Below are 16,032 nucleotides of genomic sequence, written 5' to 3' on the forward strand. Positions count from 1 at the left end.
CGTTTTTGAGAAATATTGGTCCCGACGCTCCCCTCGCCTCACCGATAGTTTAAAACTAGAGGTGAATCCCGTTCGCCCCCCCCCCCGATCGATTCAATCCCGCCTATCCCGCCCACTTCCGAGAATCTTCCCTATGTTGACGATTCTGCGCAACGCTTTTGCAAGTTGCATGATGGTCTTGACGTTTGTCGTCCTGCCCTGCTTGGCCATCGACCAAGCCAGGGCAGATGAGCAGCAGGTGCCCGATGCGGAAGCGCTAGCCTTCTTCGAGACAAACATCCGCCCCTTGCTGGTCGAGCACTGTTACGATTGCCACGCTGAGGACAATGCCGAGTCGGAGCTTCGTCTCGATACCTTGCAGGGCATGTTGGAGGGCGGTCTAGCGGGAGCTTCGGTCGTTCCAGGACGGCCAGCGGCAAGCTTGCTGCTCACCGCGGTTCGCTATCAAGACAGCGACCTAAAGATGCCGCCCGACTCACGCTTGACTCAACGCCAAGTCGCAGACCTGACGCGCTGGATTGAAATGGGAGCTCCCCACCCTGAGAGTGGCACTGTCCAGCCCATCCGCCGCGGCAGCGACGTTGACCTCGAACTGGGGCGTCAGCACTGGGCGTTCGTCCCTCCCGTCAAAGAATGCCCGCCGCCAATCAGCGCCGGCAGTCCCGCGATCGCTCCGTCGGAGCGCCGGCCGGGGACGATTCAAAACCCGATCGATGCCTTCGTAATCTCACGACTGGAGGAGCAAGGCTTGCAACGTGCGGCGACCTCCGACAAACACGCCTTGCTCCGTCGCGCAACCTTCGATCTTATCGGTCTTCCCCCGACGCCAGAGGAAATCGCCGATTTTTTGGCCGATGAATCTCCCGAAGCCTTTCAGCGTGTCGTCGACCGACTCTTGGCCTCGCACCACTACGGCGAGCGCTGGGGGCGCCACTGGCTCGACGTGGCACGCTACGCAGACTCCAATGGTTTGGATGAGAATGTGGCATTTGGAAATGCCTGGCGTTACCGTGACTATGTCATCAATGCTTTCAATTGCGACAAACCCTACGACGAATTTATCACGGAACAACTCGCCGGTGACCTGCTCGATAGTGGCTCCGATTTGCAGCGCAAGCATGAGCAATTAACGGCCACGGGATTCTTAGTGCTAGGCCCTAAAGTTTTGGCGGAACAAGATGAAGCCAAAATGGAAATGGACATCATCGATGAACAAATCGATACCGTTGGCAAGGGCATTCTTGGCTTAACACTGGGTTGCGCCCGATGCCATACGCACAAATTCGATCCCATCAGCCATCATGACTATTACGGGCTGGCTGGTATCTTCAAGAGCACACACACCATGGACAGCTACAAGACGGTAGCGGTGTGGCATGAGAACTCCGTGGCCACGGCTGCCCAACGCGCCGCCCTGGAGCAGCACCAGCAACGCGTAGCCGAGCAGGAGAAAGCGATTGCAGAGCTGCAGTCGGAGGGAGCGAAAGCCCTTGAATTAGCACCCGAGGAAAAACTCACCGCCGCTCAGGAAAAGGAACTGCCCGAAGAACTCAAAGCGAAGCTGAAAGAACGGCGTGATGCGCTCACCGAACTCAACGCTCAGCCCCCCGAAGATCCAACCGCTATGGGAGTGGTCGATGGCACTCCCGCCGATACCTCGGTGCATCTACGTGGCAGCCATTTAACCTTGGGCGATACCGTCCCTCGTCGCTTTCCCCAGGTACTCACCAGCGACCACCCGGCGAGCCTCCCCGCCGAACAGAGCGGGCGACTGGAGCTCGCCAATTGGCTCACCAATGGACGCCATCCATTAACCGCTCGAGTCATGGTCAACCGAATCTGGCGGGGACATTTCGGTCAGGGAATCGTCAAGACTGTCGACAATTTTGGCCTGCAAGGCGATCGCCCCTCGCACCCCAAGCTGCTCGATTGGTTAGCGGTGCACTTCGTGGACGAGGGTTGGTCGGTGAAGTCCTTGCACCGTCTGATCATGCTCTCGGAGACCTACCAGATGAGCAGCCAATTCAGCGCTGAGAATGATGCCAAAGATCCCGGCAATCGGTTCCTCTGGCGATTTAACCTGCGTCGAATCGAGGCCGAGGCAATTCGCGATAGTCTCTTGGCAGTCAGCGGTAAGATCGATTTGGCCGCTGGCGGTAAACTCCTCCAGTACGACAATCGAGAATACGTATTCAATCACACTTCCAATGACAAATCGACGTATGACACACTGCGGCGATCGATCTACGTGCCCATCATACGCAACCATTTGTACGACGTCTTTCAGCTGTTCGATTACACGGATGCGAGCGTTCTCAACGGTGATCGCAATACCAGCACCATTGCGCCTCAAGCCCTATTCTTAATGAACTCGAGTTTTGTAGACAGCATGTCGCTGGCGATGGCGGATCGCATCCTCTCACTTGGAATCAGCGAAGAGCAACGGATTGAGAAGCTGTACCTTGAAAGCTATGGTCGTCCCGCCAGCCAGCAGGAACTCGCCGCCGCGCGGCGCTTCATTCAGGCATTTGAGGAATCCCTTGCCGTCCAACCTGCGACAGCGGAATTGCCTCTCGCAACTGACAGTGAAGAAGAGGGCAATGCGCAATCCGGAGTGGACGGCGCCGTGGAGGTGAAACACCGCGTTTGGCAAGCGTTTTGCCAGTCGATGGTGTCCTCCAGTGAATTCATTTACGTCCGCTAGCTTTGAGAAATCCAACTGCAATGTCTCTTTCCCGACGGCAACTACTGCGAGCGACCGGAGCTGGATTCGGCTCCCTGGCATTGGCGTCCCTTTTGGCAGAAGAAACGCGCGGCGCAGCACCAGCTGGACCATCCGCTCATTTTGCTGCCAAAGCGAAACGCATCATTTTTCTGTTCATGAAGGGGGGGCCCTCCCATATGGACACCTTTGACTACAAACCGCAGCTGCAGAAAGATGATGGCAAGCCGCTGCCGTTCGAAAAACCTCGTGTTCAATTTGCTCCCACCAGTGAATTGCTTGGCTCACCCTGGAAATTCCGGCGCTACGGAGAGAGCGGGATCGCTGTGAGTGAGCTTTTCCCACACGTGGCGGAATTGGTGGATGACCTGTGTATCGTCAACTCCATGTACGGCTCCAATTCGGCCCACGGCGGCGCGTGCATGAAGATTCATACTGGCAGCGACGTCTTCGTCCGCCCCAGCCTTGGTGCTTGGCTCAGTTACGGCCTGGGAACGGAGAATGCCAATCTGCCTGGCTTCATCACCATTTGTCCAACGCTCGCTCACGGTGGTACCAAGAACTGGGGAGCCGCCTTTCTCCCCGCCAGCTGTGCCGGTACCCCTCTCGGAAATGCCAGCCTGCCTGCCGAACAAGCACGCGTCAAATACGTGCAGAATGCGAGACTGTCGCTGGCTGCACAGCGCGCACAATTGGACTTAACCCAATCGCTGAACCAACGCTTTCTCGATTCGACGGGGCCAGATTCCGCACTGGAGGCGCGCATCAAATCCTTCGAGTTGGCCTTTCGCATGCAGACGGAAATGCCCGATGCGCTCGAGCTGAACCATGAGAGTCGTGCGACCCACGAAATGTACGGTATTGACGATGCCAAGACCGAAGACTTCGGTAGACAATGCCTCATGGCACGACGCTTTGCCGAACGCGGTGTGCGATTCATTCAAGTCACGCATAGCAATACAGAGGTGCAATGGGATCAGCATGGAAGTCTGCGGAAGGGGCATGAGCAAAATGCGGGCGAGGTCGACAAGCCAATCGCTGGACTCCTGCGCGACCTAAAATCACGCGGTTTGCTGGAGGATACTCTCGTGCTGTGGGGAGGGGAATTCGGACGCACCCCAACCTGCCAAGGCGCCGGGCGCGATGGACGCGACCACAATCCCGAAGGCTTTACCATGTGGATGGCGGGAGCTGGGCTGAAAACCGGAATTCAGTACGGTGCGACCGACGAATACGGGTACTACGCTACGCACGACAAGGTCCATGTCCACGATTTGCATGCCACGATTCTGCACCTCATGGGACTGGACCATCTTCGTCTAACCTACCGTCACGCCGGGCGAGATTTCCGATTGACCGATGTTGCCGGCCGCGTCGTCCACGACATTATCTCTTAAAACAACGAGCACGTTATCGCAACTCTCGCCAACGCAAGCGCCGCCGCTCTACGGAGTCGCTGGATCCTCCTCGCGCTGTTAGTGACCTCCATCCTGGTTAACTACATCGACCGCGGAGCTCTATCGGTAGCGATCCCTGCCATACAACTGGAGTTCTCGCTCAGCCCCAGTCAGAAGGGATTGCTTCTGTCGGTCTTCTTTTGGACCTACGCGTTAATGCAACTGCCCGCCGGCTGGCTTGTCGACCGGTTTGATGTGAAATGGGTCTATGCTGGTGGCTACGTGGTGTGGACGGTCGCAACAGCCCTGACCGGGTTAACTACCGGATTCTATATGCTGCTGGCGGCGCGTCTGCTGTTGGGAGTCGGGGAGAGCGCTGCCTATCCCGCCATCTCGCGGTTGGTGGTCGAAAACTTTCCTGAGGAGAGACGCGGACTCGTCAACTCGCTCATCGATGCAGGAACCAAGATTGGTCCGGCTCTCAGCATTCTGGTGGGTGGCTTGTTGGTTTCGGAGTACGGCTGGCGTCCCTTGTTCATCGCCCTCGGCCTAGGTGGCATGGTGTGGCTGATTCCCTGGATACGTTACGTCCCCTCCCGCTCTCGCAATCTGCCCGGCGCGACAACCGCTCCCACCGAGAACGCGTCTCCATCGGCGCGACACCAACCACCGATTTCCCAAGTTGCCTTTCATCCCGCGGTGTGGGGCACCTCCCTGGGAATGTTTGCACTGGGCTATGTATGGTATTTCCTGCTAACTTGGCTCCCGACCTATTTGATGGATGTCCACCAACTAAACCTCAAAGAGACTGCCGTCTCCGCTGCCCTGCCCTTCTTGACCATGGCCGCATCCTCAGTGTTTTGGGGCTGGGCCGCAGATCGCTTGATTGCCAAAGGGTGCTCTCCCACCTTCTCTCGCAAGTTGATCTCCCTGAGCGGCCTGGGGATTGCTGCAGCGTTGCTCCTAGCCGCCTCGCGAGTTGCTTCGCCGACCAGCTGCATTGCGTTGCTCTGCGCCTCCTGCGCTGCCCTGGGAATGTTCACTGCCAATGTATGGGCGATGACGCAAACCCTAGCGGGTCCCGCTGCTGGTAGTTGGACGGGTATCCAGAACTGCATCGGCAATATGGGAGGAGTTCTGTCGCCCCTGGTCGCCGGTTGGTCCGTCGAAATGACCGGCTCCTACCTAACCGCTTTCGGGATGGCGGCCGCCGTCATGCTGGCCGGTATCGCCGGCTATCTCTTCATCGTAGGCCCCATTCAGGAAATCAACTGGAAACCCCAAGCATGACCCTGAAAGACTCTCAACCCACCGACGACGTGCTCCGCACCCTGGCCGATCTGGTGAGCATCAACAGCGTCAACCCAAACTACGATGGGGGTGTCCCTGAGTTGGCGATGGCAGACTATGTGGACCAGTTCTTCACGAAGCTCGGTGTGGAGACATGGCGGCAACTCGTTTACCCCCAACGTCCCAATGTGCTCGCACGACTGGCGGGACGCAATCCCCACAAGCGAATCGTGCTCGAAGCCCACTTGGATACCGTCTCAACCAGTGGCATGACCATCGCTCCCTGGTCACCAGAGATCAGAGACGGCAGAATGTATGGACGCGGCGCTTGCGACACTAAGGGTGGCATGGCTGCCATGATGCACGCCGTTGCCTCTTTCGTTCAAGCTGGAATCACACCCGAGTGCGAGATTCTTTTTGCCGCCACAATTGACGAGGAGTTTTCGTACCGCGGCGTCGTCGCCCTGTGTGATTCCCTCAAGGCTGGCCCGGTCGATCCCCACATCCTTTCGCACGAAGTTCCTCCCAGCGATCCACTGCGCGCCGACGTCGCGATCATCGCCGAACCCACGCAGCTAATGCCCGTAACCGCCAGCAAAGGGCTAATCCGCTGGAAGATTGAAACCGTGGGCAAAGCAGCCCATTCGTCCAAACCCCATCTGGGGTCCAATGCGATCGTCCACATGGCTCATATCATCGCTGCATTGGAGGAAGACACCCAGAAAATGGCTCAGCACACACACCCCTTGCTCGGCTCCGCCACCTGCAACGTGGGCGTGGTGCGTGGAGGTGTACAAGTCAATTTTGTTCCCGACAGCTGTGAAATTGAAATCGACCGCCGCCTCCTGCCACACGAGTCACGCGAAACGGTCTTGGCCCACTACCAACAGCTGATCGATTCGGTAGCTCAAAATCATCCTGCGATGCAGGTTCATATGCACCCACCAATGCTCAGTGATCGCCCGCTAGAAACCGATCCCAATTCACCTCCAGTCCAGACCATGTGTCGCGTTCTGGAGCAGTTGGGACACCCCGCCACCCCGATTGGCGTTCCATTCTGCAGTGATGCCAGCAAGTTCGGTGCCTTGGGAATCCCGAGTCTGATTTTAGGACCAGGCTGTATCGACCAGGCGCACGCGGCAGTCGAGTATATTGAATGCGAGCAGGTTGTGCAGGCAGTTGAGATCTACCGCAGCTTTCTGACCCAATACTCGTAAGCCGCGACTCACCAGCCAAGACGTATCAGCCGAAGAACTCCCTCACAGCCTCGCTACCACTTCGCAAACAACGGTAAATGAAGGAACTGCAATTGAAAAACCATTCCCACTTTGCGCACTCCCGTCGGCAGTTCGTGAGCGGTGCCGTTGCCGCAGCCTCTCTGATCGGCACCACGCAGCTGAACGCAACTCCTCAAGCAACCGCTCCGGCCCAGCAAGACACCGGTTGGATCGACGCGCATGTCCATGTTTGGCATCCCGATACAACCCGGTATCCGATTAGCACGCGGTTCAAAACCACTGACATGCAACCCGCCAGTTTTACTCCAGAGGAGCTCTTTGCGAATTGCAAACCCGCCGGCGTAAAACGCATCGTATTGATCCAGATGAGCTTCTATGAGTTCGACCATCGATACATGCTGGAGGCGATGCGGGCACATCCGGGTGTTTTCTCTGGGGTGGCACTCATCGACTACCGTCGCCCCGATCTCGTCACACGGATGGAGAAATTAGCTGGCCAAGGCATGCGAGGCTTCCGCTTGCATTCGCAGGGAGATGCCGACCAATGGGTTACCGATCCCGGCATGGCGAAGCTCTGGGCCGCCGCAGCGGAAATGGACTTGGCGGTTTGTCCTCTCATTAACCCAACGGACATTCAACATGTCGATGCACTTTGTGCAGTGCATCCCGACACGACCGTCGTGGTGGATCATTTTGCCAGAATTGGCGTCAGCGGCACCATCGAACCTCAGTTTTTGGACGAGCTATGCCAACTGGCACGCTTCCCCAACACCCACCTCAAAACCTCGGCATTCTATGCCTTAGGTAAGAAGTCGCCGCCCTACAAAGATTTGATTCCGATGATCAAACGCGTCTACGACAGCTTTGGCCCGGAACGTCTGATGTGGGCCAGCGATTGCCCCTATCAAGTGCAGGACCAGCACGACTATGCTTCCTCGATTGCTTTAGTTCGCGACCATCTCAATTTTCTTTCCGAGGGCGACAAACAATGGATGCTGTGTGGTACGGCGGATAAAGTATTCTTTTAGATGGATCTAAGTACGCGATGCCCGCTCCAATCATCCCAACTTTTCAAGACATTCGTGCTGCTGAGATAATCCTAGGGCAGCACCTCTCTCCAGCTCCGCTACTTCGCTCCTATGCGTTGGAAAAAGAACTCGGGTTACCGAGCTCACGGCGTGTGTGGATCAAGGATTATGGCTGGACCCCCGTCGGCTCGTTTAAACTTTTGGGCGCCTTGAATTGGATGGCTCAGCATAGCAACTCCATTGGCGAGCGACCTGTTGCGGCGCATTCCTCGGGAAACTTCGCTTCTGGCTTAGCCTTTGCGGGGCAAGCCTACGGCAAACGTGTCATTATCGTGATGCCTGAAGATGCTCCAAAGATCAAGTTCGCCAGGACGCGCGCGTTGGGCGCCGAAATACGTACCTATGACAAATCGCAAGATCATTTGACGGGGCGGCGAGACGAATTGACTCGGGAGATCGCCGAGGTGGAGAACGCAGTGCAAGCCTCCCCCTACGATGATCGCTATGTCATCGCTGGCAACGGAGTTGGCGGATTGGAGATTGCTGAAGAATTGCAGCGTCAGGGGCGCGATGTCTCACACTTCCTGTGCGCCGTTAGCGGCGGCGGGCTCATGGCCGGCCACGCCTTGGCGATTGCCGAGTACTTTCCACAGGCGTCAATTCATGCGATCGAGCCCCAGGGGGCGGATGACTTCCAACAGTCGCTCGCCGCAGGGCAACGGTTACGCGTGGAGCAACCGACCAGTATTTGTGATGGCCTGCTGTCCTACGATGTTGGGGAGCACAATTGGCCCATCCTGCAAACGCTCGTCGATTCAGCCTGGACCGTTACCGATGAACAAACTCGCCAAGCAATGGGCTGGTTGGACGCTCAGCATGGCCTGCGGAGCGAACCCTCAGGAGCCATCACCACTGCCGCCCTGCTTTCCCGCAAGATCGATCTCGCTGGTCAGGGGGATATTGTCCTCGTGCTGAGCGGGCGCAATGTCGACACCACGACATTTTGGGAGTTCGTGCGAGACTGCTGACGACGCTACAGGTGGGGTCGCGCGACTCGTCGTTGATGTCTTGTGCGGCTACCCAACAGCGATTCACATTGCGATGAATGATTTTCCTTCGATTTTTCAGTTCCCTGAAAACCGCCCAAAACTTGCGGTACAATGGACTGCCTATCCGCGCCCGCGTTGCCGATCCTCCATCCGCTCCGCGTGGCTCGGGTTCCTTCCCCATCCCCCGCCTCAGATGAGCAATTGACATGCCGCATACCGCCAATCGCCGTTCGTTTATTCAAGCCGCCTCACTAGCGGGTGCTGCTCTCTCTCTACCAGCAGCTCAGTACTCGCGCGTCTACGGCGCGAACGAAAAGTTGAGAATTGCGAGCGTAGGGACAGGCGGAAAAGGGTGGAGTGACTTGAACGGAGTCGCTGCCAGCCCCGAAGTTCAAGTCGTTGGCCTGTGCAACATCGATAGTTCGCGGGCACACCTCGGGCAGGCTGCGGAAAAATACCCCAACGCGCGACAATATGCCGACTGGAGAAAACTACTCGATGCATCCAAAGACATCGATGGAGTGCTGGTTTCTACCCCCGACTTTATGCACGCCCCGATCTCGATGGCGGCCATGCATCTGGGCAAACACGTCTTCTGCCAAAAACCTCTATCCCACTCCGTTCACGAAGCGCGGCAGATGCAATTGGCCGCCCAAAAATACGACCTAGTGACACAGATGTGCAATCAAATCCAGTCCCACAGTGCATACCGAACGGCCGTGCACTGGGTGCATTCTGGATTGCTGGGTAAAGTGAAGGAAGTTCACTCCTGGCAGGGGGGACAGCCATCCTGGCCTCGCAACATTCCAGCTCCTCAGGGAAGCGACCCGGTACCGACCACGGTCGACTGGGAACTTTGGCAAGGCGTTGCACCAGATCGACACTACAAAACAGGGATGTACCATCCATTCAATTGGCGCGGTTGGCAAGATTACGGAACTGGGCAACTCGGCGATTTTGCATGCCACATCCTCGATCCCGTCTTCAAGTCACTCAAACTCGGTTCACCAACGCGGCTGACCGTCCAGGCACCTGCACTGCTTCCCGAATCCTGGACAGACCGTTCGACCGTTCGGTATGAGTTCCCGGGAACGGAATACACGTTGAACCGTTCGATTCCCGTCACTTGGTACGACGCTGCGGGAGTACTACCTCCCCGTGAAAGGTTAGGGAGCGTTCCCACCGATTACAAACTGCCTGGAGCCGGTTCGGTAATCGTGGGCGAAAAGGGATCGATGGTCATCCCGCACGTGGCTATGCCTACGCTCTTTCCGGTCGACCAATCCCCGGCTGGCGAACTCCCGGTGATTGAAGGGGTGGATCACTACACTCAATGGGCAGATGCCTGCCGCGGTGTGGGACAGACCACCTCACACTTTGACTACGCTGGCCCTCTGACCGAAGCCGTATTGCTGGGCACGATCGGAATTCGCTTTCCCGATCAAGAGCTGCAGTGGAATGCGAAGAAACTTGAGATCACCAACCTGCCTGCCGCCCAAGAATGGATCTCCAAATCGTACCGAAACGGTTGGGAACCAGCCTGGGTCTAACCAGACGAGCACCTCCGCCGCACGGCTGATTGGCATGTGAGTCTCCTGGCAACCAGGCTAGATCCCGCCCAAGTCGCTCACTCAACATTCTGCTCCCATCGCACGCCGGACACTGGCCTTTCCACTTCGGCCAGTGTCTAATCCTGCGTGGTGGCACGTTCGATCTACTTTCCCCTGCATCCCCCCGCTTCAATTCAAAGTTGGCGACCGAACGAGGTCCCACACGGCCTTCGTAAGACCTCCCCTACCCCACCCTACCCGCCCCCGCCCTTACTTCCTCCGGCTTCCCCCACCATGTCTACTTGGTCCATCGCGCGTCCTTTCCTAGGCTGGCTCGCTTTCACCGCATGTCATCTGCTGGCCGTCGCCGCAAGCCCAGCTGACGAACCGCTACAATTCGAAACAGACATTCGCCCCATTTTGCGTGAGTACTGTTTTGATTGCCACGGCGCGACGGAAGAGATCGAAGGGGGACTCGACCTACGTCTCGTCCACTTCATGACCCGGGGAGGCGATTCGGGAACGGCTCTTGTGCCAGGAGATCCCGAGGAGAGTCTGCTATGGACTCGAATTCGAGAGGGAGACATGCCACCCGGCGAAGCACGCGTGGCGGATGAGAAGATGCGCATCCTGGAAACTTGGATTCGTCAGGGAGCCGTCACCGTGCGCGCAGAGCCTCTGGAGCTCGCGCCAGGGATTCCCATTACCGAAGAGGAGCGGAACTACTGGGCATATCAGCCCATTTCCACCCCCGCCCCACCGCCAGTCAACACGAGCCACCGCATTCGAACTCCGATTGATGCATTTCTGGCAGAAGCGATGCCTGCTGGGCTGGAGTTCTCTCCCGACGCGGACCGTGCAACCCTGATACGTCGCGTCTACTTTGATTTAATGGGTTTGCCTCCGACCTATGCTCAAATTCAATTTTGGCTTGAGCACTCCAGCGACCAGTGGTACTCCCTGTTAATTGAAGAACTCTTGAGCTCCCCCCAGTACGGCGAACGATGGGCGCGCCACTGGTTAGACGCCGCCGGCTACGCCGACAGCGATGGATTTACCCTGGCCGACAGCCCGCGATCTTGGGCGTGGCGCTATCGCGACTACGTCGTGCGCGCATTCAATGAAGACAAGCCCTTCGACCGTTTTATTGCCGAACAACTTGCTGGCGACGAACTGGCGGGCCCGGCCGAGGGAGATTGGACAACCGACCAGATCGAATTGTTGACTGCGACCGGCTTCTTGCGAATGGCGGCTGACGGCTCAGGCAGTGGCGACAATAGCCCGGAAGCACGCAACAAAACAATTGCCGACACATTGCAGATCGTAGGCAGCACTTTGTTAGGCTCGAGCGTCCACTGCGCGCAATGCCACGACCACCGCTACGACCCCATTTCCCATGTCGACTACTTTTCCCTGCGCGCCGTCTTCGCCCCTGCGCTCGATTGGCAAGCCTGGAAGCCTCCCGCAGAACGCTTGGTCTCACTCTATACCGCACAAGATCGTGCACTGGCTGCTGAAATCGAAAGCCGTGTCGCTGCCGTCGCGGAAGAGCGTGCTTTGAAACAAGCAGAATTCATGCAAACCGCCTTTGAGCAAGAATTACTGAAGTTTGATGAACCGCTTCGGGCACCATTAAAACTAGCTTACGAGACGGTCGCTCAGGATCGTACTCCTGAACAAACCGCACTGTTGACGCAAAATCCAAGCATCAATATTTCTCCTGGAGTCCTGTACCAGTACCTGCCTGCCGCCGCAGAGGAACTCAAGGCGTTTGATGCAAAGATCGCCAAGCTTCGCGCCGAAAAGCCAGAGGAACAGTTCATTCAGGCTCTGGTCGAACCATCCCAGCATGTGCCGGTGACGCACCTCTTCCATCGCGGCGATTTTAACCAACCCAAGCAAGAAGTTGTACCAGCGGGCCTAACGGTAACAGCTCCCGAAGGCGCCCGCGTGCAGTTTCCCACCGACTCGCCACTTCATCCCACAACAGGCCGTCGACTAGCATTTGCGGAATGGTTGACGAGTCGCGAAAACCCGCTCACCGCTCGCGCGATCGTCAATCGCATGTGGATGCACCATTTCGGTCAAGGAATCGTCTCCACTCCTGGAGATTTCGGACGTCTGGGAGGCGTGCCCACCCATCCCAAATTGCTCGACTGGTTAGCCAACGACTTCATCGAGCAGGGGTGGAGCCTGAAACACCTACATCGTCGCATTCTGCAATCCACCGCTTGGCGACAATCCTCGGCCCGCGAAGCCACACGTCAGGCGGTGGACCCTGAAAACTACTATTACTGGCGCAAGTCACTGCAACGCCTGGATGCGGAGAGCTTGCGGGACTCCCTCCTGGCTGTCTCAGACAACCTCGATGCGAGTCTCAATGGCCCACCGATTGCGGTAACCGAAGACGAGACCGGGCAGGTGCGATCGGATGCCCAACACCCCCGCCGTAGCATTTATATCAATGTGCGCAGAAGTCAGCCGGTGGGAGTTTTGCAGACGTTCGATGCACCGGTAATGTCGGTAAACTGTGATATCCGGACTAGCACGATCACCGCCTCACAAGCACTGATGCTACTCAACGGCGAATTCATGCTTGACCAAGCCAGTCGCGTGGCCGACCACATTGTGGCGCAAGCGGAAGCAGCCCCCGGACTGGAGGCCGCTTATCCTAACTGGCTACCAGACCTCCCCTCTCCGGCCTGGCAATACGGCACTGGCACCATCCAATCCTCCGCCGAATCACTCGTGCAGGATGCGGCAACAGAATTGGTCCACGAATTTACCTCACTACCACATTTCAACGGCTCTCAGTGGCAAGGCAGCCCGACTCTACCAGATCCACAATGGGGCTGGGTTCTGCTGCACGCCAGTGGCGGACATCCTGGAGCCCCCGAGCATCCCGCCATACGCCGCTGGACGGCTCCCGCGAACGGACAAGTGGTCCTCTCGGGAAGTTTACAACACACCAGCCCCAACGGTGATGGCGTCCGCGGGCGTCTACTCTCTTCCAAGCAGCTACTCGGAACGTGGCTGGCCAAGAACAATGCTAGCCCCACGCCCACTGCTGAGATTGCAGTATCTGCGGGGGAGACGCTGGATTTCGTCGTGGATTGCCTGGAGCATGAGACTTCCGATTCCTTTGTTTGGAAAGTCCAGTTGAGCTTCACCAATACCGATGGCAACGTGACCAAGTACGATTCCGAAGCTGAATTTAGCGGCCCCCCTGAGGACTTGAACCAACTTCCAACGCACTTAACGGAAGCCTGGAAACGGATTTTGTCTCGTCCACCACAAGCGCGGGAGATGCAGGCAGCTCTCGATTTTGCAGGTCAACAACTTCAATCCCTGGCGCTGAATCGGCAGGGCACAGCCAGCAACCGCGCTGCGGGGCATCAGGTCCTAGTCAACGTCTGCCAAATGCTGCTTAATTCCAATGAATTCTTGTATGTCGAATAGAGAGACGGTGCTTGCGATGTTCCCCAACACACGGCGTGAATTCCTACAGCAATCCGGCATGGGCGTTGGTGCGTTGGCCCTCCAGTGGATGCTAGCTCAAGAGACCGCTCTTGCCAAACCTCCCGTGCTCAAGCAGCAACCCCACAACGACCTACACCCCAGGTCCCCCCATTTCACGCCTCGGGCTCAAGCGATGATATCGCTCTTCCAACACGGAGGCCCGTCGCATATGGATCTGACCGACCCGAAACCGGAGCTGACCAAATATGCGGGTACCGAGTACACGGGTGACATCCATTTCTCGTTTGTGAACCAAGCCAGTAAGAAACTACTGGGAAGCCCGTTCAAATTCCAGCCGCATGGGCAGTGTGGCATGGAGCTGTCCGAGCTGCTGCCGCACACCGCAGACGTAGTCGACGAACTCTGCTTGATTCGCAGCATGCACACCGGGGCCAACGGGCACGAGGTCTCGATTCGCTATTTCCATGGTGGCATCCCTGCCGTGTTAGGCCGACCCACCCTCGGCTCCTGGCTGACATATGCCTTGGGATCGGAGACGCAAGACCTTCCCGCCTTCATGGTACTGGCGGATCCCGGTGGTCATCCGGTCGACGGCGTTAGTAATTGGACCAACGGTTTCATGCCTTCGATGTTCCAGGGAACGGTGCTTCGGCCCCAAGAGCCACGCATTTTTAACCTACAACCGCCCACGCACTTGGCCGGAGAATTCCAACGTCAAAATCTTGCACTGCTGCAAACTCTCAATCAGCAACACTTGGAACAGCATCCTGGAGAAACGGATCTGGAAGCCCGCATCGCGAGCTATGAGCTGGCCGCGAGAATGCAAACGGCAGCCGGCGATGCCCTCGACATTTCGCAAGAAACGGCAGCCACCCATCGCATGTACGGGCTCGATCGCCCGGAGACACGTGAATACGGCACGCGCTGCTTGCTAGCGCGCCGGCTGGTCGAGCGAGGCGTGCGTTTCGTGCAACTCTTTCATAATGGCCAACCTTGGGACAACCACAGCAATATCAAATCGGGCCTAGCGTCGATCTGCCAAAAGACCGACCAGCCCGTCGCCGCACTCATCAAGGACCTCCGCCAAAGAGGGCTACTCGACAGCACACTGGTACACTGGGGAGGCGAAATCGGTAGGCTTCCAGTCACCCAGGGAGACGGCAATCCCGAGACCGCAGGCCGTGACCACAACGGTCAGGGCTTTAGCATTTGGATGGCTGGTGGCGGAATCCGCGGCGGCACAATCCATGGGAAAACCGATGAATTCGGGCACCGTGCGATTGAAGACATCGTGACTCCCAATGATTTCCAGGCCACCGTGATGCACCTGTTTGGGCTCGACCACGAGCGCGTCCTCTTCCCGCACCGCAATCAGCAAGAAATCATGACAGCCCATCGTCCCGCTCAGGTTGTACAAGCGATCGTTGACTAAGGCAGCCCGCCATAGCGTCTCTCATGCCGCGACTAGCACCAGCCAACGGCGATACCAACTCCGCTGGCCTCTGCCCAGACATTAGTCGATCTTTTTCTTAAGAATTGAGTAGAATCACTCTTTCATATGTGCTAGAAAGAAGCTGCCCCACCAATTGAGTTAACACTTCAAGACTTTGCTGGGAGTAAATAATTTCTTTCGTGAACTGAGACTTTCGCTCGGACTGCTTGTTGGTCGAGAGCCTTCTGCCCCCAGTTCCAATGTAACGCGTTCAACCAGCTGAGTTTTACGTCGCGGCATCTATTTCCATCGAGTTGAAGGACCCTACCATGCCACAGGTTCATCTCTATGCAATCCTTTTGACTGCCCTGATGGTTGCAGGCTGTGCTCCGCCCAACCCGCGAAAAGCCATCTCAGGGAAGGTTACGCTGAAAGACGCCCAACTAGACGAGGGAGTCATCGAGTTTCGACCACTCGAAGCCAGCTCTAGCGGAGGTCCCCCTGCCACAACGGCTGGTTCCGTGATTGCCGAAGGTGCTTACAGCATCGAAGCAGAGGCAGGGCTAGTCCCGGGCAAATACAAAGTGATGATCAGCTCAGCGAACTCCAAACTCCCCGATAACGAAGATGAGATACCTGGTCCAAGCGGGAACTTTGTAATGAAGGACCGCATACCGCCAGAGTTTAATACTCGATCAAAGCTGACCGTCGAAGTCACCGAACAGGGTGAGAACAAGTTCGATTTCGACATCCCCTAAGCGTCGCCCCGCGTCCCTACGCAATTGCTCCAACAAACCGGCCTACTTTCGAGAGGAGAAATCATCGATTCCCGGCAAACCCCTCAAT

10 protein-coding genes are annotated in these 16,032 nt (G+C 57.1%); all 10 read left to right on the forward strand.

What is annotated here, in order from left to right:
* Window positions 1-133: 133 nt before the first annotated feature.
* The 10 genes from Q31a_RS26930 (at window position 134) to Q31a_RS26975 (ending at window position 15,944) form a co-directional block, all read left to right on the forward strand.
* Window positions 134-2,704, forward strand: a complete 2,571-nt coding sequence (locus Q31a_RS26930) for a DUF1553 domain-containing protein (protein WP_231690960.1) — start codon at window positions 134-136, stop codon at window positions 2,702-2,704.
* Window positions 2,705-2,724: 20 nt separating this feature from the next.
* Window positions 2,725-4,119, forward strand: a complete 1,395-nt coding sequence (locus Q31a_RS26935) for a DUF1501 domain-containing protein (RefSeq protein ID WP_145085093.1) — start codon at window positions 2,725-2,727, stop codon at window positions 4,117-4,119.
* 81 nt (window positions 4,120-4,200) lie between these two features.
* Window positions 4,201-5,409, forward strand: a complete 1,209-nt coding sequence (locus Q31a_RS26940; RefSeq protein ID WP_231690961.1) for an MFS transporter — start codon at window positions 4,201-4,203, stop codon at window positions 5,407-5,409.
* Window positions 5,406-6,626: a M20 family metallopeptidase gene (locus Q31a_RS26945; RefSeq protein ID WP_231690962.1), complete on the forward strand. Its 1,221-nt coding sequence runs from the start codon at window positions 5,406-5,408 to the stop codon at window positions 6,624-6,626. Before Q31a_RS26940 ends, Q31a_RS26945 begins: the two co-directional genes overlap by 4 nt.
* A gap of 92 nt (window positions 6,627-6,718) precedes the next feature.
* A complete protein-coding gene (locus tag Q31a_RS26950) occupies window positions 6,719-7,675 on the forward strand; it encodes an amidohydrolase family protein (RefSeq protein ID WP_231690963.1) in 957 nt (318 codons plus the stop codon).
* A gap of 17 nt (window positions 7,676-7,692) precedes the next feature.
* Window positions 7,693-8,703, forward strand: coding sequence for a threonine ammonia-lyase (locus Q31a_RS26955; protein WP_145085102.1), 1,011 nt, complete (start codon window positions 7,693-7,695; stop codon window positions 8,701-8,703).
* Between the two features lie 227 nt (window positions 8,704-8,930).
* Window positions 8,931-10,274 carry a Gfo/Idh/MocA family protein gene (locus tag Q31a_RS26960; protein ID WP_145085105.1) on the forward strand — a complete coding sequence of 448 codons (1,344 nt, stop codon included), beginning with the start codon at window positions 8,931-8,933 and terminating at the stop codon, window positions 10,272-10,274.
* Between the two features lie 294 nt (window positions 10,275-10,568).
* Window positions 10,569-13,733, forward strand: a complete 3,165-nt coding sequence (locus Q31a_RS26965) for a PSD1 and planctomycete cytochrome C domain-containing protein (RefSeq protein ID WP_145085108.1) — start codon at window positions 10,569-10,571, stop codon at window positions 13,731-13,733.
* The gene (locus tag Q31a_RS26970) at window positions 13,723-15,186 is read left to right on the forward strand and encodes a DUF1501 domain-containing protein (protein ID WP_231690964.1); all 1,464 of its coding nucleotides are present in this window, start codon (window positions 13,723-13,725) and stop codon (window positions 15,184-15,186) included. Before Q31a_RS26965 ends, Q31a_RS26970 begins: the two co-directional genes overlap by 11 nt.
* Window positions 15,187-15,515: 329 nt before the next feature.
* Entirely contained in the window at window positions 15,516-15,944 is a 429-nt protein-coding gene (locus Q31a_RS26975) for a hypothetical protein (protein ID WP_145085111.1), read from the forward strand.
* Window positions 15,945-16,032: the final 88 nt, after the last annotated feature.

It is taken from the genome of Aureliella helgolandensis, assembly GCF_007752135.1.
In the GTDB taxonomy this organism is placed as follows: domain Bacteria; phylum Planctomycetota; class Planctomycetia; order Pirellulales; family Pirellulaceae; genus Aureliella; species Aureliella helgolandensis.